At 72.9% G+C, this 21,429-nt stretch carries 20 protein-coding genes; 10 read left to right on the forward strand and 10 right to left on the reverse strand.

Annotated features, from left to right (window positions below; genetic code table 11):
- On the forward strand, window positions 1-948 hold the full coding sequence (locus ACIQ87_RS05835) for a dihydrodipicolinate synthase family protein (protein ID WP_402402079.1): 948 nt from the start codon (window positions 1-3) through the stop codon (window positions 946-948).
- Between the two features lie 41 nt (window positions 949-989).
- On the opposite strand, the gene ACIQ87_RS05840 is transcribed toward ACIQ87_RS05835, so the two are convergent.
- A complete protein-coding gene (locus ACIQ87_RS05840) occupies window positions 990-1,565 on the reverse strand; it encodes a helix-turn-helix domain-containing protein (protein WP_402402082.1) in 576 nt (191 codons plus the stop codon).
- A gap of 374 nt (window positions 1,566-1,939) precedes the next feature.
- On the opposite strand from ACIQ87_RS05840, the gene ACIQ87_RS05845 reads away from it, so the two are divergent.
- The 3 genes from ACIQ87_RS05845 (at window position 1,940) to ACIQ87_RS05855 (ending at window position 5,620) form a co-directional block, all read left to right on the forward strand.
- Window positions 1,940-3,037, forward strand: a complete 1,098-nt coding sequence (locus ACIQ87_RS05845; protein WP_402402085.1) for a cytochrome P450 — start codon at window positions 1,940-1,942, stop codon at window positions 3,035-3,037.
- Between the two features lie 469 nt (window positions 3,038-3,506).
- Window positions 3,507-3,635 (forward strand): hypothetical protein, encoded by a 129-nt coding sequence (locus ACIQ87_RS05850; protein WP_402402088.1) that lies wholly within the window; start codon window positions 3,507-3,509, stop codon window positions 3,633-3,635.
- Complete coding sequence (locus ACIQ87_RS05855) at window positions 3,632-5,620, forward strand: ABC transporter ATP-binding protein (RefSeq protein WP_402402091.1); 1,989 nt, start codon at window positions 3,632-3,634, stop codon at window positions 5,618-5,620. Before ACIQ87_RS05850 ends, ACIQ87_RS05855 begins: the two co-directional genes overlap by 4 nt.
- Before the next feature lie 82 nt (window positions 5,621-5,702).
- Here ACIQ87_RS05855 and ACIQ87_RS05860 read toward each other — a convergent pair whose 3' ends face one another.
- Window positions 5,703-6,998 carry a nucleotidyl transferase AbiEii/AbiGii toxin family protein gene (locus ACIQ87_RS05860; RefSeq protein ID WP_402402094.1) on the reverse strand — a complete coding sequence of 432 codons (1,296 nt, stop codon included), beginning with the start codon at window positions 6,996-6,998 and terminating at the stop codon, window positions 5,703-5,705.
- A complete protein-coding gene (locus ACIQ87_RS05865) occupies window positions 6,995-7,738 on the reverse strand; it encodes a hypothetical protein (RefSeq protein WP_402402097.1) in 744 nt (247 codons plus the stop codon). Before ACIQ87_RS05865 ends, ACIQ87_RS05860 begins: the two co-directional genes overlap by 4 nt.
- A gap of 167 nt (window positions 7,739-7,905) precedes the next feature.
- Between ACIQ87_RS05865 and ACIQ87_RS05870 the strand changes: the two genes are divergently transcribed.
- Window positions 7,906-8,706, forward strand: coding sequence for an ADP-ribosyltransferase (locus ACIQ87_RS05870; RefSeq protein WP_402402099.1), 801 nt, complete (start codon window positions 7,906-7,908; stop codon window positions 8,704-8,706).
- A gap of 110 nt (window positions 8,707-8,816) precedes the next feature.
- On the opposite strand, the gene ACIQ87_RS05875 is transcribed toward ACIQ87_RS05870, so the two are convergent.
- The 5 genes from ACIQ87_RS05875 to ACIQ87_RS05895 all read right to left on the reverse strand — a co-directional run bounded on the left by ACIQ87_RS05875 (window position 8,817) and on the right by ACIQ87_RS05895 (window position 12,689).
- Window positions 8,817-9,047 (reverse strand): hypothetical protein, encoded by a 231-nt coding sequence (locus tag ACIQ87_RS05875; RefSeq protein WP_402402102.1) that lies wholly within the window; start codon window positions 9,045-9,047, stop codon window positions 8,817-8,819.
- Window positions 9,044-9,529 (reverse strand): NUDIX domain-containing protein, encoded by a 486-nt coding sequence (locus tag ACIQ87_RS05880; RefSeq protein WP_402402105.1) that lies wholly within the window; start codon window positions 9,527-9,529, stop codon window positions 9,044-9,046. Before ACIQ87_RS05880 ends, ACIQ87_RS05875 begins: the two co-directional genes overlap by 4 nt.
- Before the next feature lie 36 nt (window positions 9,530-9,565).
- Window positions 9,566-10,114 (reverse strand): NUDIX domain-containing protein, encoded by a 549-nt coding sequence (locus ACIQ87_RS05885; protein ID WP_402402108.1) that lies wholly within the window; start codon window positions 10,112-10,114, stop codon window positions 9,566-9,568.
- The gene (locus tag ACIQ87_RS05890) at window positions 10,111-11,490 is read right to left on the reverse strand and encodes an NUDIX domain-containing protein (RefSeq protein WP_402402111.1); all 1,380 of its coding nucleotides are present in this window, start codon (window positions 11,488-11,490) and stop codon (window positions 10,111-10,113) included. The genes ACIQ87_RS05885 and ACIQ87_RS05890 overlap by 4 nt, the downstream gene beginning before the upstream one ends.
- A gap of 212 nt (window positions 11,491-11,702) precedes the next feature.
- A complete protein-coding gene (locus ACIQ87_RS05895; RefSeq protein ID WP_402402113.1) occupies window positions 11,703-12,689 on the reverse strand; it encodes an alpha/beta fold hydrolase in 987 nt (328 codons plus the stop codon).
- Window positions 12,690-12,829: 140 nt separating this feature from the next.
- Here ACIQ87_RS05895 and ACIQ87_RS05900 point away from each other — a divergent pair, with 140 nt between their 5' ends.
- Window positions 12,830-13,459 (forward strand): helix-turn-helix domain-containing protein, encoded by a 630-nt coding sequence (locus tag ACIQ87_RS05900; protein WP_402402116.1) that lies wholly within the window; start codon window positions 12,830-12,832, stop codon window positions 13,457-13,459.
- 44 nt (window positions 13,460-13,503) lie between these two features.
- On the opposite strand, the gene ACIQ87_RS05905 is transcribed toward ACIQ87_RS05900, so the two are convergent.
- Complete coding sequence (locus tag ACIQ87_RS05905; protein ID WP_402402119.1) at window positions 13,504-14,406, reverse strand: LysR family transcriptional regulator; 903 nt, start codon at window positions 14,404-14,406, stop codon at window positions 13,504-13,506.
- Between the two features lie 99 nt (window positions 14,407-14,505).
- Between ACIQ87_RS05905 and ACIQ87_RS05910 the strand changes: the two genes are divergently transcribed.
- The 3 genes from ACIQ87_RS05910 to ACIQ87_RS05920 all read left to right on the forward strand — a co-directional run bounded on the left by ACIQ87_RS05910 (window position 14,506) and on the right by ACIQ87_RS05920 (window position 19,397).
- Window positions 14,506-15,252 carry an SDR family oxidoreductase gene (locus tag ACIQ87_RS05910; protein WP_402402121.1) on the forward strand — a complete coding sequence of 249 codons (747 nt, stop codon included), beginning with the start codon at window positions 14,506-14,508 and terminating at the stop codon, window positions 15,250-15,252.
- A 154-nt stretch (window positions 15,253-15,406) separates the two neighbouring features.
- On the forward strand, window positions 15,407-16,792 hold the full coding sequence (locus ACIQ87_RS05915) for a carotenoid oxygenase family protein (protein WP_402402124.1): 1,386 nt from the start codon (window positions 15,407-15,409) through the stop codon (window positions 16,790-16,792).
- Window positions 16,793-17,195: 403 nt separating this feature from the next.
- Complete coding sequence (locus tag ACIQ87_RS05920; protein WP_402402732.1) at window positions 17,196-19,397, forward strand: M4 family metallopeptidase; 2,202 nt, start codon at window positions 17,196-17,198, stop codon at window positions 19,395-19,397.
- A 162-nt stretch (window positions 19,398-19,559) separates the two neighbouring features.
- Here the strand turns inward: ACIQ87_RS05920 and ACIQ87_RS05925 are convergent, their stop codons facing one another.
- Complete coding sequence (locus ACIQ87_RS05925) at window positions 19,560-20,354, reverse strand: hypothetical protein (RefSeq protein WP_402402127.1); 795 nt, start codon at window positions 20,352-20,354, stop codon at window positions 19,560-19,562.
- Window positions 20,355-20,545: 191 nt separating this feature from the next.
- Between ACIQ87_RS05925 and ACIQ87_RS05930 the strand changes: the two genes are divergently transcribed.
- Window positions 20,546-21,358: an SAM-dependent methyltransferase gene (locus ACIQ87_RS05930; protein ID WP_402402130.1), complete on the forward strand. Its 813-nt coding sequence runs from the start codon at window positions 20,546-20,548 to the stop codon at window positions 21,356-21,358.
- Window positions 21,359-21,429: the final 71 nt, after the last annotated feature.

The following is a 21,429-nucleotide window of genomic DNA, read 5'->3' on the forward strand; positions in this document are numbered from 1 at the left end:
ATGCCCATCGCCACTTCTGCCAGTACTTCTGCCGGTACCGCCCTCGAGGGGATCATCGCCTACCCGGTGACCCCGTTCTCCGCCGTCGACGGCGGCCTGGACCTCGTCCGGCTCGCCGAACTGATCGACCGGCTGGTCGGCTCCGGCTGCCACGCCATCGCCCCGCTGGGGTCCACCGGCGAGAGCGCCTACCTCGACGACCAGGAGTGGTACGACGTCACCGAGGCGGCGGTGTCGGCCGTCGCGGGCCGGGTGCCCACCGTCGTCGGCATCGCCGACCTCACCACCCGCAGCGCCGTCCGCCGTGCCCGGTTCGCCGAGAAGGCCGGTGCCGACGTGGTGATGGTGCTGCCGCTGTCGTACTGGAGGCTGGACGAGCGCGAGGTCACCCGGCACTACACCGAGATCGCCGACGCGGTCGGCATCCCGCTGATGATCTACAACAACCCGGCCACCGCCGGGGTCGACCTCAGCCCGGAACTCATGCACCGGCTGGTCGACCGGGTGGAGAACATCACCATGGTCAAGGAGAGCAGCGGCGACATCCAGCGGATGCACCGGCTGGCCCAACTGTCCGACGGCGCCCTGCCGTTCTACAACGGGTCCAACCCGATGGCACTGGAGGCGTTCGCGGCCGGCGCGGCCGGCTGGTGCACGGCGGCACCGTGCGTCATCCCCGAACTCACCCTCGAGCTGTACCGGGCGGTGCGCGACTCCGACCTCGACGCGGCCCGCCGGGTGTTCTACCGGCAGCTGCCGCTGCTGCAGTTCCTGGTCGGCGGTGGTCTGCCGACCACCGTGAAGGCGGGCCTGGCGCTGAGCGGCCTGGACGTCGGCGAGCCCCGGCGCCCGCTGCTGCCGCTGGACGAGGTGCGGACGGCGCGGCTGGCCGCGCTGCTGTCGGAGGCGGGGGGCGCCCTGGCGGCCGACGCCGGGGCGAAGGCCTGAGCGCGGGGGTCTGAGCGCCGAGGGCTGAGCGCCGAGGGCCGTCAGGGCAGGGTGGGAACCCGGTCCGAGGAGCCGTCCGGATCGTCGTGGATGACCACGAGGATCTCGGCCGGCTCCGGTCCGGTGCTCCGGCAGCGGTGGGGCAGGGCCGAGTTGAAGTACACGCTGTCCCCGGGCCCGAGTTCGACGCTCTGCTCGGGGAACTCCAGGACGGCGGTGCCCGCGTGGACGAAGAAGAACTCCTCGCCCGTGTGCGACTTGAAGGGCGAGTCCGTCGGCTCGGTCGGCGGGTACATCATGAACGGCACCATCTGCTTGCCGCTGAGGCCGGTCGCGATGCCCTCGTAGCGGGAGGCCTCGGAGCCGGCCCCGGTGCCGACGGGGGTGCGCTCGCCGGCCCGGACGACGGTGACGAGCTCGGGCTCCACCTCGTCCGAGAAGAGCCGGCCGACGTCGACCTTGAGGGCGTGGGCCAGCTTGAGCGCGATCGAGATCGACGGGTCGCTGATGCCGCGCTCGACCTTGGAGAGGTAGCTCTTGGTCACGCCGACCTGCTCGGCGAGTGCTTCCAGGCTGAGCCTGTTCTGCTTCCTCAGCACCCGCAACCTGCTGGCCATGCGTCACCTCTCACCCACGGAATCGTTCGGTCCATTATCGGTCCGGCCGTCCGACCGGCGACGACCGGACCTCGGCCGGCGCTCCGCCGCCGTGTCAAGCTTCCGGTCAACCGCCCGGTCAACCGTCCGGTGCCCGCGGCCCCACGGGTGGGTGACAGCCGGGTGCGGCGGTGGTCCCGCGCCTGCGGCTGCCCGTAGACATGTGCCGTACCGACCTGCCGGACAGGAGAGTTGGAGGGCCGGGGGTCGGCACCCCGCTCTCACGGTCCGCACGCACGGCAAGGAGCCCCGTCATCGCACCCGCCAGCACGAGCACCGTCCTTCCCCCGCTGCACCGGATCCCCTTCCAGCCTGCCCGGCCGCCCCGCCCGACCGTGCTGGCCGATGGGGCCCCCGCCTGGCTGGTGACGTGCTACCGGGACGTCCGCCAGGTCCTGACCGATCCGCGCTTCACCCGGGACGACCTGCGCGCCGTCGGTGTCGACGGCGCGGACGCGGAGGTGATCGGGAACCCGGAGTCGATCTTCAACCTGGACGGGACCGATCACCGGCGACTGCGGGTCACCGTCCAGCGGGCGTTCACCCCGCGTGCCGTCGAGACCTGGCGGCCGTGGGTCGCCGAGACCGTCCAGCACGCCGTGGACGCCCTGGTGGCGGCCGGCCCGCCCGCCGATCTGGTCGCCGGCTTCACCCAGCCGGTGCCCTTCGCGGTGACCAGCCGGCTGATGGGGCTGGGCGGCCCGGGCGGGGCGGACGAGGCCGACGTGCACCGCTGGACGGAGGCCTTCCTGGCCGCCGGCGGCCGAGGCGACGGCACCGCCGCCGAACTCGCCGAGTTCACCGCCTTCGCCGCCGACCTGATCGCCCGCCGCCGCCGTGAGCGTGGCGAGGACCTGGTCGGCCGGCTCGTGCGGACCGCCGACGAGGACGGCGGGATCCCGGAGAGCCGGCTGGTCTGCGGCCTGCTCGCCAGCGGCAACGACAGCGCGTCCGGGTCGCTCGGCAACGCCCTCGTCTACCTGCTCGGCGAGCGCCGGGACTCCTGGCCGAGCCTCGCCGACCCGGGCACCGCGGAACGGGCCACCGAACGGCTCCTGCACTTCATCCCGCTGGGCGACGACGAGACCACCACCCGCCGTGCCGTCGAACCGGTCGAACTCGGCGGGCGGGTGATCCCGGTCGACGCCGTCGTGGCGGTCAGCATCAACAGCGCCAACCGCGACCGCGCGGTGTTCCCGGACGGCCTGGACGACGACCTCGGCGCTCCGCTCGCCGCCCCCACCCTCGCCTTCAGCGCCGGCCCGCACCACTGTCTCGGCGCCTGGCGGGTCCGTCTGGAGATGCGTGAGGCCCTGCAGCGGCTCACCACCGCCCTGCCCGGCCTCCGGCTCGCCCGCCCCGCCGAGCCGGTCACCTGGCTGCTCGGCCGGACCACCCGCAGCCCCGAACGCCTGCCGGTCACCTGGCGCTGAGGTTCTGAGGCGCTGGTGCGCCCGGGGGCGTCGAGTCGCCCCCGGGTTTCCCGATGCCCGAAACCTGCCCGGGTGCCTGACCAGCCGAACGGATGAATCCGACGACGGCTGTGCGCTGTGGGCCCTCCTCACCTGCCGCGACCACCTCGAAGCCTCCCGGGGGTGCGCTCGAACAGGCTCTCGCCGTCTGCCCACTGGGCTCCGGGGCCGTCCCGATCCCGTGCGCGACCGCCGGGAGTACGGGCCCGGCCGTGCCCGGAGCGTGCTCGAAATGTCCCTGTTCGACCCGGGCTCGCCCGGAGGTAATCCACTTGAGCGCCGGATTCGAACAGCACCATCATCGGACGCCGTCGGCCCGTACCGGCCGACTCCCTGGAAACCGTCAACTCGGCCTTGGGAAAGCCGACTTGTGTTCTCCCCTCGGTCGGGTCCGGCGCACCCGCGCGCCGCTCTTGTGTCTGGAGGATCTGTGGCCTGTCACCCCGCCCCCGCGATCCACGTCCCACCCGCCACGGCGGCGCCCGCGTCGTACGAGGAGCCGCGCGACGAGCCGTACGAGCAGCCGTACGAGGAGCCGCGGAAGGAGGCGACCGCTTGAGCGCCGCGACGACGGCGGCCGGGGCCGCCACCGCCGACGAGGAACTGCGGTGGCTCGCCGACGGACGCCGCATCGAGGCGATCGAGGCGATCAGCGTCAGCGCGATGGCCCGCCGCCTGCCCGCACTCGTCGTCCGTGCGTTCCGCCTCGGCTGGCGCATCGACCGTGGCGCCGTCGGGCTGCTCCTGACCTGCCAGGCCGTGTCCGCGGTGCTCGGCGCGGCCGGGCTGTTCGCGACCACCGGCACGATCTCGGCGCTGTTCGGCCCCGGCCGGGTCGAGGACAAGCTCGCCCACGCGGCGCCGTCGATCCTCGTCATCGCGGCGGCGGCCGGCGCCCGCTCCCTGCTGGGCATCACGATCAGGACCGTCACCATCCACCTGTCGCCGCGCATCTCCCGGGCGGCGGAGGCCGAGGTGCTGCGCGCCACCGTGGCGGCCGAACTGACGGCCTACGACCACGCCGGCTACAACGACGAGCTGGAGGCCGCGGACCGCGGTGCCGAGGTCTGCGTGGACATCGTCGGGGAGGCGCAGAACCTGCTCGCCTCCCTCGCCTCGCTGCTCGGCGCGGCCGGCGTGCTGACCGTGCTCCACCCCGCCCTCCTGCCGTTGCTGGTGATCGCGGCACTGCCCCAGGGCATCGCGTCGGTGCACGCCGCCCGGGTGCAGTTCCTGGCGAACCGGGCCACCATCGGCGATCGCCGGATCATGGCCAACCTGCGCTGGTACATCCACGTCAAGCGCAACGCCGACCAGGTCCGTTCCGACACCATGGGCGAGTTCCTCCTCGCCAAGTACGACCAGGTGGGCCGGCGGCTGGACGCCAGCTCGCGGCGGGCGGCGATGCAGAGCGCCCGGGTGTCGGTGATCGGTGCCGCCGCCTCCGGCCTCGGCGGCGCGGTCGTGTGGGCGGCGATGCTGTGGCTGGTGAGCACCGGCCGGATGAGCCTGCCGCGCGGCGGGGCGGCCGTGTTCGCGCTGACGGCCGTCGGCACCAGCCTGCGGGGCATCGTCGGCTACGGCGCGGACCTTTTCCGCACCGGCATGTACCTGGACGACTGGTCGAGCTTCCTCGACACCGCCGGCGGACACCGGCTCGAACGCGGCACCGAGACTCCCGGGGCGCCACGCCGGATCGCGGTGGAGAACCTCGGCTACGCCTACCCCGCCTCCGACCGCAAGGTGCTGGACGGGGTGAACCTCCACGTCGAGCGGGGGGAGATCCTGGCCCTGGTGGGGGAGAACGGCTCCGGCAAGACCACCCTCGCCAAGCTCCTGGCAGGGCTCTACCTGCCCGACGCCGGCACGGTGCGCTGGGACGGGCGCGACACCCGGGACCTCGACCCGCACGCCCTGTGGCGACAGGTCGCCGTCGCCCCGCAGGACTACGCGCGCTGGCCGCTGACCTGCCGCGAGAACATCACACTGGGCCAGCCCACCGCCGAGGGCGACGCGGCGGTGCTGCGCGCCGCGGACGCCTCGGGGGCGGCCGACGTCGTCGCCAGGCTCCGCCGGGGCCTGTCCACCCTGCTGGCGGTCGAGTGGATGGGCGGCGAGGAGCTGTCCGGCGGGCAGTGGCAGCGACTGGCCATCGCGCGGGCGTTCCACCGCGAGGCCGGGCTGCTCGTCCTGGACGAGCCGACGGCCGCCCTCGACCCGCGCGCCGAGCACCGGATCTTCCAGAACCTGCGGGCGGTCGCGCGGGAACGGGCGGTCGTCCTGGTCACCCACCGGCTCACCAACGTGGCCGTCGCCGACCGGATCGTGGTCCTGGAGGACGGAAAGGTCCTCCAGGAGGGCACGTTCGCCGAGCTGGTGGCCGAGGAGGGAGGCCGGTTCAGGGAACTGTGGGACCTGCAGAACGAGCGCACCGGCGTCCCCGCGCGGCGGACCCGGCAGGACCAGCGGACCGTGCCGGACCAGCGGACCCGGAAGGACCAGCGGACCCTGCCGGTCCGGGAGGACGAGGGGAGTGGTCGGTAGGACGAGCGCCACTCGCGGCGCGGGTCAGGTGGCCGAGGTCAGGGACCTCGGCCACCTGACCGGTCGCGGGCCGGCGCTCCCGTCAGGACGGGTCGGCGGCGGCGCGGTGGCCGTCGGCCAGTTCGGTGGCGTAGCGGGCGGCGGCCTCCTCCAGGTGGTCGGTCGACCGACCCGGCTGGTCGGCCAGGTGGGCGGCGATCACGCGACGGGCGCCGTCGAGGTCGCCGCCGAGCAGTTCACGGGTGATCACCAGGCTGTTGTCCGAGAACAGGTGGTGCCGGGTCATCCAGTGCTGGACCCTGTCCATGCCCTCGACGGCCAGCATCGTCCGCAGTTCCTCCGTCACGGGGGCCAGCCACCGGGCGCGCAGCGCGTACTCACCGAGGCCCGCGAAGGTCGGCCGGAGGGCGGTGAGCAGCCGGCCCGGATACTCCTCGACGGGCTCGGCGAACCGCGGATAGTCCTTGGTGAACTCGTCCCAGTCGACGTCGAGTTCGGCGATCGACCGGGGGAGGACCGGCCAGCGCGACCAGCTCTCCTCGGACTGGGTGAAGACCTGCCGGAGCAGGTCGTAGGGGACCTCGGCGGTGCGCGAGAGCAGGAGCGCGTCGTAGAGGTCCTTGCCCTGCGGGTGGTTGTCCGAGACCAGCCAGAGGATCTTCCAGGCGAGGGAGAGCTGGGGCGTGGCCCCGAACAGCGGGCCGGTGACACCGGGGAGCCGGTAGGACTGCGGCGGGACGGGCAGGTGCTCGGTGAAGACGAAGTCGAGCTGGACCGTCCCGCCGGGGACGCCCGGCGCCGTCCACGGCAGGACGAGCCTGCGGCCGGGGATCCTGCTGTACGTCCAGATCTCGTCGCTGAGTGCCTGGTCGGCGTGCAGCCGGACCGCGCCCGAGAGCCGCTCGGCGCCGGCCGCGAGCTCCTGGAGCATGCGCTCGGTGCGCTCGTCCTCCAGCTCCCAGTCCGTCGGACGGACCACGAAGTCCAGGTCGCCGGGCTCCCGCGCCTGCTCGCCGTACCAGGCCCGGAGCAGGACGCTGCCGCGCAGCACCAGGTGCTCGGCCCACGGCGAGGCGGCGACGGCGGACAGCGCGGTGTTCAGCGCCTCGCGCCGCGCCGCGGACCAGCGCTCGGCGAGCTGCGGGTCGGCGAAGGCGGGCTCGCTGGGGCGAAGGGCCCGGACGTACCCGGCGAGTGCGGGATCGAAGACCGGTTGCTGGCTCACCGACTCGTCGTCGATCGGCCGCAGGCTCCTCGGGAGGTCCTGCTCCTCGCGGACGTCCTCCGACGGCGGCTGCCCGGGCAGCCGCAGGCCCTCCCACGGCCCGTACTGCAGTCTCTCCCACGCCACCGGCGACTGGGACTGGCTCTCGGTCATATCGACTCTCCCTCTCCGTACGGCCCGGTGCCGTGTCCGTGCCCGGTGCCGTGTCCGTGCTCGGTGATCCACCCCGCGTCCAGCGCCTCGTCGCTGTCCACGACGACGAACTCGCGTTCCGCCGAAACCACTTCGTGGCCGTCGGCGGCGAGGTCGTGCAGCAGTGCCTCCAGCCGGCGGCCCGCGGTGCCCAGACCGACCAGTCGGCAGCGCTGGGTCACGAACCACTCGCAGCGGCCGTCCTCGCGCACCCGGCGCGGATTGCGCGACAGGTGCGCGCCGTGCCGGACGGCCAGTTTGGCGAGGGCGGTGAGGCGGGCGGGAGCCGAATCGGGGACCGGGCCCGGGAGCAGCAGTTTGACGTGGTGCTCGAAGTACCGGCCGGGCCCGTGCGCCGCGGCGTCCTCGTCCGAGGCCGGGACGCCCTGGGCCCACGGCGTGGCCTCGATCTTCGCCCGCAGGACGGTGAACCCGGCCCGTGCCAGTCGGCCGCCGGCCCGGGCGGTCTCCGCGGCGACCTCCGCCAGTGTGCCGCCGGCGCGCAGCGTGAGCATCGGCTGCGACGGTGCCGCGCCGCGGGCCAGCAGGATCTGGGTGAACTTCACGCCGTGGCCCTCGGCCCAGGCGGCCAGCGCCTCGGCGGCGCCGGCCTCCACGGTCAGGTGCACCTCGAAGTCACCCCGGACGTCGGGTGGTGCGGGCGGGGTGTCACGGTACTGGTCAGGACGGATGGCGAGCATGGGGATCATCTTGCCAAGCGCCTCTGACAATGCCGCACGTGCCCGGGTGCGCGGAGTCGCTCCACGGCGGACGCGGGCGGGTGAGAGCGTCAACCGGAAGCGCGGACACGCCCTCGATCCGGTGGGTTGCGGTGCCTCCGGGACGTACGGCGGCCAGGGTAGCGTTTGTGATCAACATTCGAATTCGCACTGCCGCCAGCGCAGTTGCCCTCGCCTGTGCGGTCGTCCTCACCCCCGGGAGCCTCGCCGTCGCGGCCCCTGCGGCCACTGCGGGTGCCGCGCCGTTCCGCTGCCTCGACCCCGGTGGGAAGGCGCTCTGGAGCGGCCCCCAGTGCGACGGTCTCATCGTCCGCGAACTCGGCACCAAGGCCGTCGCCATCGTCCTGGACGGCCGCCGCATCGACTTCGCCGACGAGGCCGAACTGCGCGCCGACGACTGCGCCACCGGGCCGGCCCTCACTCTCCCGCCCGGCAGCTTCCGGAGCATCCCGGAAGGCCCGGACCCGCTCTACGCCGCCGTGGACCGCCAGGTGGACGTACCCCGCATCACCCCCGCACCGCACTGGCGCAAGGACTGCCACCCGCTCTTCCGCTCCGACGGCCGCGACCCGTCCGTCATCTTCGAGCAGGGCTTCGCCGCGAAGGACACCGTCAACGGCCAGTACGACATCACCAGTTACGTCCTGCAGAACCAGCCCTCGCCGTTCGTCAGCACCACCTACGACGCCGCGCTCTACAAGAAGTGGAAGAAGGTGCCCTGGGACTACTTCGTCGACGCCCCCGGCGGCATCGTCGTCAACGAGACCATCGGCGACCAGCACCAGTACGCCGACCAGGTGGAGGTCGCGTTCCCCGGCGGCGTGGACCGGCACTTCATCCGCCGGGCCTGCCCGGTCGACCGGGCCACCGCCTCGCTGGTCGAGTCCGGCTGCGTGGACAACCCGAACTACCAGCCCTGGCTGCACTGACCACAGGGTGCCGGGGGCGGGTGGGGCCCGCGGATCGCGTCCGCGGGCCCCACCTCCGTCCCGACGGGTGGGCCGGAGGACCGACGGGCCGGTGTCCCCGGCGTGGGCGGTCAGGGGGAGGGCGCGGGGTCCAGGCGGACGAGGTGACGGTCGGTCGCGCCGTCCGGTCTGTGCACGGTGCGGTAGCCGTACGGAACGGTGCTGCCCGGGAAGACGACCACGCCCTCCTCCACGACGGGCCGCCCCTCGGCGATGGCGCGCAGCCGGGCGTCGGTGTCGGCGTCGGCGTCGGTCGGGAGCCGGGGGTCGGGCGGTCGGCGGTGTCGGCCCACCGCCGTCACGCGCCGATCAGCGAGCGGGGGTCGAAGTGCCCGTCGCCCCAGCCGTGGGTGGAGAAGCCCCTTCCGCCGGAGAGGTGGTCGGTGAGGGCGGCGTGGGCCGTCGGGAACATCGGAAGCGGCAGCCGGTCGGCGGGGGACCAGACCACGTCGAGGTGCTTGTCCGGCTCGGTGTTCGCCAGCTCGCCGCGCCACGCGGTGGCGAGGAAGACCGACAGCAGGAACGGGCCCCGGCCGTCCCAGCCGTCGGCGACCTGGACCGTGTGCACGAGCCGCAGCTCCTCCGCCTCGACGAGCAGCCCGGTCTCCTCCCGCAGCTCGCGGGCGGCGGCCTCGTCGAGGCGCTCACCGACCTCGACCTTGCCGCCGGGGATCGTCCACACCGGCGTCGTGCTCCAGCCGTGCGCGGCGTAGTGGACCATCGCGATCCGGCTCCGCTCCCGGTCGTGGGCGATCACGGCGACGGCTTGGCGAAGGCTCTCCACGGTGCTACCTCCAGGTCGGCTGGGCGGACGGGTGCTTCAGGCGGTCGGTGCGGGCCGGTCCGGCCGGTCCGGTCGGTGCGGGACGGTGCGGGCGGGCGGCTGCGGTGGTGTCGGCCGGCCGACGGTGGAGAGCGGGTTGCCGCGGGCGATCTCACCGAGGGCGTGGACGGTGTAGGGGACGGTGTCGGCCGGCAGGCGGTTGAGCGGCCACCAGCGGAGTTCCTCGCACTTGTGCGGCTCCGCGTTGCGGATCTGTCCGGTGTGGCGGGCCGGACGGAAGAAGAGCTGGAGGCGGCCGTGGTCGGTGTCGAGGTGGTGCAGCGTGTGGACGAGCGTGAGGTCGTCCTCGGCGATGAGGATGCCGAGTTCCTCCTCGGCCTCGCGCGTCATGGAGCGGGTGACCGGCTCGCCGGGCTCCATGTGCCCGGCGGGGAGGTGCCACAGACCGGCGGCGTAGCTGGTGTTGCGGCGCAGGCCGAGCAGTACCGTGCCGCGGTCGGTCAGCACGAGGTGGACGCCGACGACGAGCGTCAGCGGATCCGCCGCGATGACGTGGGGCGTCCCGGTGTCGTCGGGGCGGGTCATGACGTGCTCCCGGTGGGGTGGTCGGCCGTTGCGGCGAGCAGGGGCAGGTAGTGGTGCAGGTAGGGCGGCACCTTGAGGGCGAGGACCTCGTCGAGGGGGACCATGCGCACGGCCAGACCCTCGTTGCCGAGGCGCAGGTCGCTCTCGGGGCCGTCCCAGATGGCGTGCAGCACGCGGGTGAGCGGGAGGCCGAGGTCGTGGTGCGGGTCGGGGAGGGCGCGCGGCCCGGTGATCTCGATGCCGGCCTCCTCCCGGACCTCGCGCACCGCGCTCTCCCGGGCGCTCTCGTCGGCCTCGCGCCAGCCGCCGATCGGAGTCCAGTGGCCGGGCCAGGGCATGCCCGGCCGGTCCTCGCGCAGGTGCATCAGCAGGCGGCCCGCGCGGTCGGTGACGAAGACCAGGACGCCCTCGAAGTCGTCGCCGTCCGGGGCGGGGCGCTCCAGGTAGAGCGGGACACCGCAGCGGTGGGCGCGCAGCACCTGCCGGAGCCGCTGGTAGCGGGCGGGGGTCATCCGGGAGCGCCAGTCGTGGGCCGTCTCGAACCGGAACTCGGTGTGCTCGGAGGGATCGAGGCGGATCCGGGCCTGCTGCTCGGCGGTGAGGACGCCGCCGTCGAAGACGTGGCCGCAGGCCGGCACGGGGTGTTCGGCGTCGGCCTGCTCGTGGATGACGGCGACCAGGCGTCTGCGGGCGACGACCTCGGGGTTCTCGGCGGCGAGGTCGAGGCCCAGTTCCTCGCGGGCCTCGCGCAGGGCGGTGGCGAACGGTGTCTCGCCGTGCTCGACGTTGCCGCCGGGGAAGTTCCACACGCCGGGGTCGACGGTGGAGCGCAGCCCGAGGACCCGGCCCTGCGGGTCGGTGACGAGGAAGCAACCGTAGGAGCTGGGCCGGGCGATGGTGGTGAGATAGCCGCCGGCCGGTTGCCAGCCGGGCAGGGCCAGGCGGTCGGTGAGCCACCCGATCACCGCGCGCTGCCCGTCGCCGGTCGGCGGGAGCCGGTCGGGGACGGCCCATCGGTGGTCGTCGTGGTCGGGGGAGAGGACGACCGGGGTGCCGTCCGGTACGGCGGTGGTGAAGACGAACTGGCGGACGCGCAGGCCGTGTCGGTCGGTGAGGTCCAGGTGTCGCGCGTAGTCGAGCGGCAGGCCGGTGAGGCCGGTCTCCTCGGCCAGTTCCCGCGCCGCGCCGGCCTCCACGGGCTCCTCGTCGTGCTCGACGTCGCCGCTCGGGTACTCCCACCGGCCCGGCAGGCCGTCGTGTGCGGACCGGCGGATCATCAGGACGCGGCCGGAGGCGTCGCGGACCACCACGCCGGCGCCGATCCGCTCGATGCCCTCGCGGAGAGCCAGGTCGGTCAGCACGTTGAAGTCGATCACCGGGAGGGCTCATCGCTCGGTCGGGTGGGGCTGCTGGGTCGGGGCGACTCCACTGGGCAAGTCGCCTGCTCGGAGGGGGAGTTCGGTGGCTTCGCAGGGCAGGTGTCCGATGATGGTGCTGTTCGAATTCGGTGTTCAAGTGGGTAGCCTCCGGGCGAGCCCGGGTCGAACGGGGAGTTTTCGAGCACCCCCGCGGGTGTGAATCACCTGGTTCAGCCCTGGATGCCGGAAAGCCAGTCGGTCAGCAGGCTGTTGACTTCGTCCGGGCGTTCCTGCTGGATCCAGTGGCCGCAGCCGTCCAGGAGGTGGGAGGCGGACAGGGCGGGGAGCGTGATGGGGTAGGCGTCGATGGCGTCGGCCATCCAGGTGGTGGAGGCGTCCAGTGCGCCGCCGACGAACAAGGCTGGCTGTTTGATCGGGGCTCCGCGGTAGGGGGCGAGGTCCTCCCAGTCGCGGTCCATGTTGCGGTAGCGGTTGAGGGCGCCGGTCAGGCCGGTGCGCTCGAACTCCCCGGCGTAGACGTCGAGGTCGTCCTCGCTCAGCCAGGCCGGGAGCGGGCCGGCGGGGAAGCGGTCGCGCAGTCGGCCGCCGCGGGCGAGGAAGTGGGGGTCGGGTTCCCCCTGGGCGGGCATGGTGTCGGCGGACAGGGCCGCGTAGAAGCCCGCGAGCCAGCCCCGGACATCGGGCTCGATCTCCGCTTCGGCGCGGCCGGGTTCCTGGAAGTAGGAGACGTAGAACTCCTGCTCGGGGCCGCCGATCCGGTCGAAGACGTCGGTGGGGCGGGGGCCGCCGGGCGGCGCGTAGGGGACGCTCAGCAGGCCGACGGCGCGGAAGACCTCGGGGTGGAGCAGGGCGCAGGCGGAGGCGATGTTGGAGCCCCAGTCGTGGCCGACGACCACCGCGTTCTCCTCGCCGAGGGCGCGCACGACGGCGACGTTGTCCTCCACCAGGTCGAGCATCCGGTAGGCATCGGTCGCCTCCGGCCTGGAGGAACGGCCGTAGCCCCGCACGTCGATCGCCACCGCTCGGTACCCGGCCGCGGCCAGGGCCGGGAGTTGGTGGCGCCAGGAGTACCAGGACTCCGGGAATCCGTGGACGAGCAGGACAAGCGGACCGGTGCCCTGCTCGACCAGGTGCAGGCGTCCGGCCGGGGCCTCGACGGTGCGGTGGCGGAGCGCGGCGGTCGGTTCGGATCGCATGGGGGCTTCTCCTCGGTTCGCGGGCAGACGCGGTTACCCGTGGATCATGCGGCGCGGAGCCCGCCCGACGCGATCAGGCTTGCCATTCTGGCAAGCTGGCGGCCGTACGGTGGGAGCGGCGGTCGGGAGGAACGGTCACGGTGGCAGTCGACGAGGTGGACGGCACAATGGCGGCGATGGGGCCCAGGCTGCGAGTCGCGCGCGAGCAGCACGGCGCCACGCTCGCCGACATCAGCTGTGCGACCGGCATCTCACCGAGCACGTTGTCGCGGATCGAGACCGGCCGGCGCAAGCCCACCCTGGAGGTGGTGCTGCGGCTGGCGAAGGAGTACGGCGTCTCTCTGGACGAACTGGCCGGTACCGCAACCGTCCCGGCGGCCGAGCCGCGCCCCCCGGCGCCGCTGAGCTTCGGCGACGGCAAGGAGGTGCTGCCGCTCACCCGGTACGTCGGCGGCCTGCACGCCCACAAGCACGTCCTGCCTGCCGTCGAACGGCAGCCCGCGCGGCCCCGTCAGGTCTCCCACGAGGGCTACGAGTGGCTGTGCGTCCTGTACGGGCGGCTGTGGCTCGCACTCGGTGACCAGGACCTCGTCCTGACCGCCGGAGACACCGCCGAGTTCGACACCCGCGTCCCCCACGGAGTCGCGAACGCCGGATCCGCCGGACCGGTCGAGTATCTGATCTTGTTCGGGCCGCAAGGGGAACGCCTACGGCCGCGCACCCCTCCGGTCGCCGGTCGCGGGACCGGTGGGAGAAAGGCCGCGGAATGAGCGTCCGTGACCAGCCGCTCGCCTCAACAGCGACGACCAGCAGGTCAGTTGACCGGCAGTTCGCCGTTCTCCCGGCGGGAGGCCGTGCCGAGCACTGTACGTGCGACGTCCTCCAGTGATCCGAGCAGCGGGTTGGGGTCGTCAGCGCGCGTGACGAGCACGACCTCGCAGGGATCGATGTCGATGACGGGCGCCAGGGCGATGTCCTCGCGCACAGCGGGGCGTCGGTCGCCGGCAGGGAAGATCGCGACACAGTGGCCGGTGGCGATGAGTTCCAGTTTGTCCTCGTAGCTGTCGTCGATCGCGGGCGGGGGTGGTGCCGGGCGGTCGCCGACCGGCTTGGGCGTGCTCCACACGACCGGAGTGCTGACGCAGGTCACCAGTTGTTCGTCCGACAGCGCTCGCAGGCTGACGGGTTTCCCGTTCGCCAGACGATGACTCGCCGACATGACGAGTACCCGCGACTCCTCATGGAGCTTGGTCACCCGGAAGCCGTCCGTGGGCAAGGCCAGGGGTCCGTAGGCGACGAGGGCGTCGAGCCGCCCCTCGGCGAGGGCGTGCGCGTCCCGCCAGTCGAGGTGCCGGGTGCGGACCCGGCCGTCGGGGTGCCGGCGGCGCAGTTCCTGCACACAGGCGGTGATGACCAGTCCTTCGGCGTAGCCGACGGTGATGGTACGGGGCTGGACGGCGGCCCTGGCCGCGTCAGCGGCTCGCTCGGCCTCCTGGAGCAGTATCCGGGCCCTGGGAAGGAAGGCCTGACCGGCGTCGGTGAGGCTGCTGCCGTGCGGCGAGCGGTCGAAGAGCCGGACACCGAGCCGAGCTTCCAGTCGCTGGATCTGGCGGCTCAGCGACGGCTGCGCCAGGTGCAGCCTGGTGGCGGCCCGGCCGAAGTTGCCGTACTCCGCCACGACCGTGAAGTAGCGCACCAGCCGCAGATCGACGTCCATTCGCCCAGGGTACGTCGCGCGCTGCCATGCGCCTGGGACATGACGGCATGCGGAACAGGTCTTGGACGCGGTGTGCGGGTGGGTATTTGGCTGGAGGGCATGACCACCTATGACGGCAAGAAGATCGTGATCACGGGCGGAAGCAGCGGGATCGGCCTGGCCACGGCCCGGTTGTTCGCGGACGGCGGGGCGCGCGTACTGATCACCGGCCGCACCAGGTCCACCCTGGACGCCGCGTTGGAGCAGTTGGGGAAGAAGGCGATCGCCGTCTGCAGCGACGCCGCGTCCCTGACGGACATCAAGGCGCTGGCCGGTACGGTCCGGGAGCGGTTCGGCGCGGTGGACGCGCTGTTCGTCAACGCCGGCGTCACCGCGTCCGCGCCGTTCGACTCGACGACGGAGGAGATGTACGACGAGTTGTTCGGCATCAACGTCAAGGGCCCGTACTTCACGGTGCAGGCGTTGGCGCCGCTGTTGCGCGAGGGAAGCGGCGTGGTCCTCACCACGTCGGTGGTGAACGTCCTGGGCCTCGACGCGCTCAGTGTCTACTCGGCGAGCAAGGCAGCCCTGCGGTCGATGACGCGCACCCTGGCCCGTGAGCTGCTTCCGCGCAAGGTGCGCGTCAATGCCGTGAGCCCCGGCCCGATCGACTCGGGCATCCTGGACCGCTCCCTGTTGCCCGCCGACGTCGTCGAGGCGGCGAAGGACACCTACCGGAGCACCAACCCGATGCAGCGGCTGGGGACGTCCGAGGAAGTGGCCGCCGCGGTGGCGTACTTGGCGTTCGACGCGACCTTCTCGACGGGAACGGAGCTCCCTGTCGACGGAGGGGCCTCGCAACTCTAGGGCCTGTCTCCTCGCCGGTCACCGTGAAGGGTCACAGGACGCCCGCCGGGCGTCGGCCGTCACCCGGGGGCGGTTGGGTCGTTGGTCCGGACGTGCTGCTCCGTGAGCGCAGGGGGCAGCAGCGGAAGTCGGAAACGGCCTGGAGGAGTTCGCGGTGTCCACCGTCACCAACCCGTTCACCGGGGCGTACGCGCCGGTGGCCGAGGAAGTCACCGCGTTCGACCTGCCGGTCACGGGGACGCTGCCGCCCGAGCTCAACGGCCGGTACCTGCGCAACGGGCCCAACGGGATGCGGGCGGAGGACCGCCGGCCGCGGCACCTGTTCGGCGGGTACGCCATGGTGCACGGGGTGCGGCTGCTCGACGGGCGGGCCCGGTGGTACCGCAACCGGATGGTGCGCAGCGCCGCCGTGGCCGAGACGCTGGGGGAGTGGCCGCGCTCCGGCGCCGTGCCGCGGATCGCCGACGTCGCGCCCAACACCCACGTCATCGGGCACGCGGACCGCACCTTCGCGCTGGTCGAGGGCGGCTTCCGCCCGTACGAACTCTCCTACGAGATCGAGACGGTGGGCGCGAGCGACTTCTGCGGCACGCTGCCCGAGGGGTTCGCCGCCCACCCCAAGCTCGACCCGGTCACCGGCGAGCTGCACGCCGTCACCTGGCAGCGGGACGGCGAGAAGCTGCGCCATCTGGTGGTCTCCCCGCAGGGTGCCGTGGTCCGCGCCGAGGACATCCCGGTGCCGCACCGGCCGGTGGTCCACGACATGGCGCTGACCAGGAACTTCGCCGTGGTCCTCGACCTCGCGGTGAGTCTCAGCCTGCCCGACAACCGGGCGCGAAGGACCTATCCGGCGGTCTGGGACGAGAGCCGCGGCGCGCGGATCGGGCTGCTGCCCCGCAACGGCAGCGAGGTCGCCTGGTACGAGGTCGAGCCCTGCTTCGTCTTCCACACGCTCAACGCCCACGAGGACGGCCACCGGGTCGTCATCGACGTCGTCCGCTACCCGCGGATGTTCGTCGGCGGCGCGCTGCACGGCCAGAGCAGCCCCACCCTGGACCGCTGGACCGTCGACACCGTCTCCGGCAAGGTCACCGAGACCCGCCTGGACGACCGCCCGCAGGAGTTCCCGGCGGTCAACCCGGCGGTGGTGGGCGGCGCCCACCGCTACGGCTACTCCACCGTGACCACCGACCTGCTGCGCCACCTGGCCCGCCCGGTCGGCCTCGGCGCGCTGCCCCCGGAGGCCGTCGGGGACGCGCTGATCAAGCACGACCTGCGGCGGCAGTCCAGCACCGTGCGGCAGTTCGGCGTCGGCAGCTACGCCGGCGAGGTCTCCTTCGTCCCGAGGCGGGGCGCCCGCGACGAGGACGACGGCTACCTGCTGGTCTACGTCCACGACCCCGAGCGGGGCGCGAGCGACCTGGTCGTCCTCTCCGCCGAGGACTTCACCGGCGCGCCGCTCGCCACCGTCCACCTGCCGGTGCGGGTGCCGGCCGGCTTCCACGGCAGCTGGATCCCCGACCCGGTCCGGGAGGACTGAGCCGCCGCCGCGGACGGGCGGTCAGGGCTGGTCGTACCGCGGCAGCGACATGCGTTTTCCGCCCGCATTGCCAGCATTCTGACGGCGCATTACCTCGACATTACGTCTGGGTGACGCGTTTTCGGCCAACTTGTTGCCGCACGGGTGACGCGTTCGCACCAAAGCTGGCACTGTACCGTCCCATCGCCGAAGAGCCCCTTGTAGTCGCACGCGCACGATCCGATGCGGCGATCACATCGGAGACCGCTCCACCCGTTCGAACCACCAGCTCTACCGGGCGGCACCACCCCCCGCCGCCCGGCTGACTCCGGCCGCCCCAACCCGGCCGTCGCAGAAGGAGTTCAGTGTGACTCGATCCCCCGGAAAGACCACCGCCGCAGGCGCGTTGACAGCCGCCGCCGCGATGATCGTGGCGGCCCTGACGTCCGGTGTCGCCATCGCCGACGAGACCCCCGCCGAGGCCCCCGCCGCGGTCCAGGCCGCCGCCGGCGCGCTGCCGGTGCAGCTGTCGCCGGAGCAGCGCGGCGAGTTGCTGGCCTCCGCGGACGCTTCGCTGGCGGAGACCGCCAGGTCACTGAACCTGGGGTCGAAGGAGGTGCTGGTCGTCAGGGGCGTCACCAAGGACGCCGACGGCACCGTGCACACCCGCTACGAGCGCACCTTCGACGGACTCCCGGTGCTCGGCGGCGACCTGGTCGTCCACACCGCCGCGGACGGCTCCACGAAGGGCGTCACCAGGGCCACCGAGGCGGACATCGCCGTCGACACCACCGCCAAGGAGAGCGCCGACTCGGCGAAGGGCCTCGCGCTCGACAGCGCCGGGAGCGCGAAGGTCGCGGAGCCGGCGGCCGACGACGCCCGCAAGGTGGTCTGGGCCGTGTCCGGCACCCCGCGACTCGCGTGGGAGACGATCGTGACGGGCACGCAGGAGGACGGCACGCCGTCCGAGCTGCACGTCGTCACCGACGCGAACTCCGGCAAGAAGATCTTCGAGTACCAGGGTGTCGAGACCGGCGTCGGCAACAGCAAGTACTCCGGCCAGGTCACCATCGGCACCTCGGCGGCCGGCGGCGGCTTCGCCATGACCGACAACACCCGCGGCGGCCACAGCACCTACGACCTGAACGGCACCACCGGCTCCACCAAGAAGCTGTTCACCAACCCGACCGACACCTGGGGCGACGGTACCGTCGCCAACCGGCAGACCGCCGCCGTGGACGCCGCCTACGGCGCCCAACTCACCTGGGACTACTACAAGAACGTCCACGGCCGCAACGGCATCAAGGACGACGGCGTCGGCGCCTACACCCGGGTCCACTACGGCAAGAACTACGTCAACGCGTTCTGGTCCGACAGCTGCTTCTGCATGACCTACGGCGACGGCGCGGGCAACGTCAAGCCGCTGACCTCCATCGACGTCGGCGCCCACGAGATGACCCACGGCGTCACCTCCGCCACCGCGAACCTGGTCTACAGCGGCGAGTCCGGCGGCCTGAACGAGGCCACCTCCGACATCATGGCCGCCGCCATCGAGTTCTGGGCGGGCAACTCCGAGGACCAGGGCGACTACCTGGTCGGCGAGAAGATCGACATCAGGGGTGACGGCACCCCGCTGCGCTACATGGACAAGCCCTCCAAGGACAACCGCTCCAGGGACTACTGGTCGGCGGACCTCGGCTCCGTCGACGTCCACTACTCCTCCGGCCCGGCCAACCACTGGTTCTACCTGGCCTCCGAGGGCAGCGGCGCCAAGACCGTCAACGGCGTGGCCTACGACTCCCCGACCTCCGACGGTCTGCCGGTGACCGCCATCGGCCGGGACGCGGCCGCCAAGATCTGGTACCGGGCGCTCACCACCTACATGACCTCGTCGACCAACTACGCGGGGGCCCGCACCGCCACCCTGCAGGCCGCCGCCGACCTGTACGGGCAGTCCAGTGCGACCTACATGAACACCGCCAACGCCTGGGCGGCCATCAACGTCGGCCCGCGCGTCGTCGACGGCCTCCTGATGGACCCCGTCGCCGGCCAGATCACCGCGATCGGCGCCTCCGCCGACCTCCAGATCAAGGCCGTCAACTTCAACCCCGGCATCGTCACCTACCACGCGACCGGCCTCCCCGAGGGCCTGACGCTCCACCCGGTCACCGGCCGCGTCACCGGCGTCCCGGCCCTTCCCGGCACGTACACGGTCACCGTCACCGCCAAGGCCTCCCACCACAGCAGCCTCGCGACGACGTTCACCTGGAAGGTCTCCCGGGGCATCTACGCGAACACCACCCCCCTGCCGATCCCGGACGGGGGCCCGGCGGTCTTCTCGGACATCGTCGTCGACCGGATCCCGGGCCAGGCGCCGAGCGACCTCAGGGTGGCCGTGGACATCAAGCACACCTGGCGCGGTGACCTGGTCATCGACCTGGTCGGCCCGGACGGCACGGTGTACTCGCTGAAGAAGGGCAACCTCGGCGACTCGGGCGACAACGTCATCGAGACCTACACGGTGGACGCCTCCGCCCAGCCCGCCAACGGCACCTGGCGGCTGCGGATGCAGGACACGTACCGCAGCGACTCGGGCCACCTCGACGGCTGGAAGCTCGTCTTCTGACCGCGTCCGCACCGAACACAGAGCACCGAACACAGAGCACAGAGCACCGAACACGGAGCGCTGGGCACTGAGCACCGACCACTGAGGTGATCCGGCCGGCGAAGGCACCCACTTCGCCGGCCGGATCACCTCGTGGACGTGCGGGCGGTTCGTCGCCAGGGCCTAGTACTCCCAGCACACGGCGGTGATCACGGCGGTGAGGACCAGCCAGCCGACGATCGGGAGCGCGAGGGTGGGGGCGAAGGGCCACTGCACGGTGGTCAGGAAGCCGCAGCCGATGAAGGTGAAGAACGAGAGGAAGAGGCAGCCGGTGGCAGTGGCGACCCAGCCGTCCCGGTGGCCGTGGAGCAGGGTGAAGACGGTGAGGGAGGTTCCCGCGCCGACCAGGAGGGCCAGCTCGAGCGCGGTGAACCAGGGGGCCTCGGTGACCGGGGAGCGGTGGCCCTGGTGGGAGATCTCGACCACGTGGCCGTTCCAGAGCGTGAGGTCGACGGTGTCGCCGGTCCGGACGCTGCCGTAGAGGCCCCCGGTGACGATGTAGGTGGCGGTGGGAGCCGCCTCGCGGGAGACGGTCACCTCGTAGCTGTTGGAGTCGTCGTCGGAGCCGATCGTCTTGGCGGTCACCCGGCCGGTCTCCCGGCTGGTGCAGTCCTCGGCGGGCGTGCCGGCGAGGGCGGCGCAGGCCGGGGCGCCGCGGTAGGCGACCGACGCGTCGTAGGCGTCGACGAAGCGGGAGAAGCCGAGGGCGACGGCGGCCAGGCCGGTCAGGACGAGCAGGATCCGGACCGCGCCGCCGGCGGCCCTCCGGAAGGAGGGGCCGCGATGGCGGACGGGCGGCGCCGCCCGTGTGGGTGGCGGCTTCCGTACGGGCGGGACCGGAATCCGGTCCCGCACCTGATCGACCTGCTGCCCCTTCGGCGGCTCGTCGCCGTCGGCCACCCCGATCCGCGCGTCCATCGCACTCCCTCGGCCTCTCCGGTCGGCTCCCGGACGATTCCAGGCCCCAGGCGGGATGATGGCAGGGATCGCCCCGGGGCGGGACCAACCGGCCGGGCTTGTAGCCGACTTGTGGAATTCCGCAACGGGACGGAGGCAGGCGGGCGGCCGGGCCGGCCGGTGCGTCGAGCGGGCCGCGTAGATTGCCGGGCATGACGACCTCCGAGCCGCTCAGCCCGGTCTCCCGCACCGCCCTGTCCGTCGCCCGGGTGCGGGCCTACGAGAGCTCCCGCCCCGACCCGCTCTTCGTCGACCCGTACGCCGCCGCGTTCGTCACCGCCGCCGGCCTCGAACCGGCCCCCACCCGCCCGGACAGCGCACTCGCCAGGGCCCTCGTCGCCCACGGCATCCTGCGGACCCGCTTCTACGACGACCGGCTGCTCGCCGCCGGCGCCGACCAGGTCGTGCTGCTGGCGGCGGGCCTGGACACCCGGGCGTACCGGCTGGACTGGCCGGCCGGCACCCGGGTGTTCGAGATCGACCTGGACCCGGTGCTGGCCTTCAAGGCGCAGGTCCTGGACGGGCTCGGCGCCGTGCCGCTCGTCGAGCGCACCGCCCTGCCCGTCGACCTGCTGGACGCGCGGTGGCCCGAGCGGCTGGTCGAGGCCGGGTTCGACCCGGCGCGGCGCTCGGTCTGGCTCGCCGAGGGCCTGCTGGTCTACCTCTCCGCCGAGGAGGCGGCCGGACTGCTCACCGCCGTGACCGGGCTGGCCGCGCCGGGCAGCCGGCTGCTGGTGGAGCAGGGCCAGGACGTGAGCCGCACACCGCACGACCCGGCGTTCGCCCACCTGACCGGGCTGTGGCGGGGCGGGCTCGGCCCGGGCACCGACGGGTGGCTCGACGGGCACGGTTGGACCACCGGGATCACCCCGCTCGCCCGGATCGGGGAGGCCTACGGGCGCCCGCTGCCTGACCTCTCCGCCACGAGGGCCTTCATCGAGGCGCGGCGGCGCACCGCGGACTGACCCCCGTCCGGTCTCGCCGCGGGCGGAGCCGCACCGGGGCACACCGGGGTACACCGGTCCACCCCCTCGGC

It is taken from the genome of Kitasatospora sp. NPDC096204, assembly GCF_044763205.1.
GTDB lineage: Bacteria > Actinomycetota > Actinomycetes > Streptomycetales > Streptomycetaceae > Kitasatospora.

Bases quoted from the DNA above. Each gene is read 5' to 3' on its own strand.
- ACIQ87_RS05835 (WP_402402079.1), top strand. From the start codon at position 1: ATGCCCATCGCCACTTCTGCCAGTACTTCTGCCGGTACCGCCCTCGAG.
- ACIQ87_RS05840 (WP_402402082.1), bottom strand. From the start codon at position 1,565: ATGGCCAGCAGGTTGCGGGTGCTGAGGAAGCAGAACAGGCTCAGCCTG.
- ACIQ87_RS05860 (WP_402402094.1), bottom strand. From the start codon at position 6,998: ATGACCGAGAGCCAGTCCCAGTCGCCGGTGGCGTGGGAGAGACTGCAG.
- ACIQ87_RS05865 (WP_402402097.1), bottom strand. From the start codon at position 7,738: ATGCTCGCCATCCGTCCTGACCAGTACCGTGACACCCCGCCCGCACCA.
- ACIQ87_RS05885 (WP_402402108.1), bottom strand. From the start codon at position 10,114: ATGACCCGCCCCGACGACACCGGGACGCCCCACGTCATCGCGGCGGAT.
- ACIQ87_RS05895 (WP_402402113.1), bottom strand. From the start codon at position 12,689: ATGCGATCCGAACCGACCGCCGCGCTCCGCCACCGCACCGTCGAGGCC.
- ACIQ87_RS05905 (WP_402402119.1), bottom strand. From the start codon at position 14,406: ATGGACGTCGATCTGCGGCTGGTGCGCTACTTCACGGTCGTGGCGGAG.
- ACIQ87_RS05910 (WP_402402121.1), top strand. From the start codon at position 14,506: ATGACCACCTATGACGGCAAGAAGATCGTGATCACGGGCGGAAGCAGC.
- ACIQ87_RS05920 (WP_402402732.1), top strand. From the start codon at position 17,196: ATGATCGTGGCGGCCCTGACGTCCGGTGTCGCCATCGCCGACGAGACC.
- ACIQ87_RS05925 (WP_402402127.1), bottom strand. From the start codon at position 20,354: ATGGACGCGCGGATCGGGGTGGCCGACGGCGACGAGCCGCCGAAGGGG.
- ACIQ87_RS05930 (WP_402402130.1), top strand. From the start codon at position 20,546: ATGACGACCTCCGAGCCGCTCAGCCCGGTCTCCCGCACCGCCCTGTCC.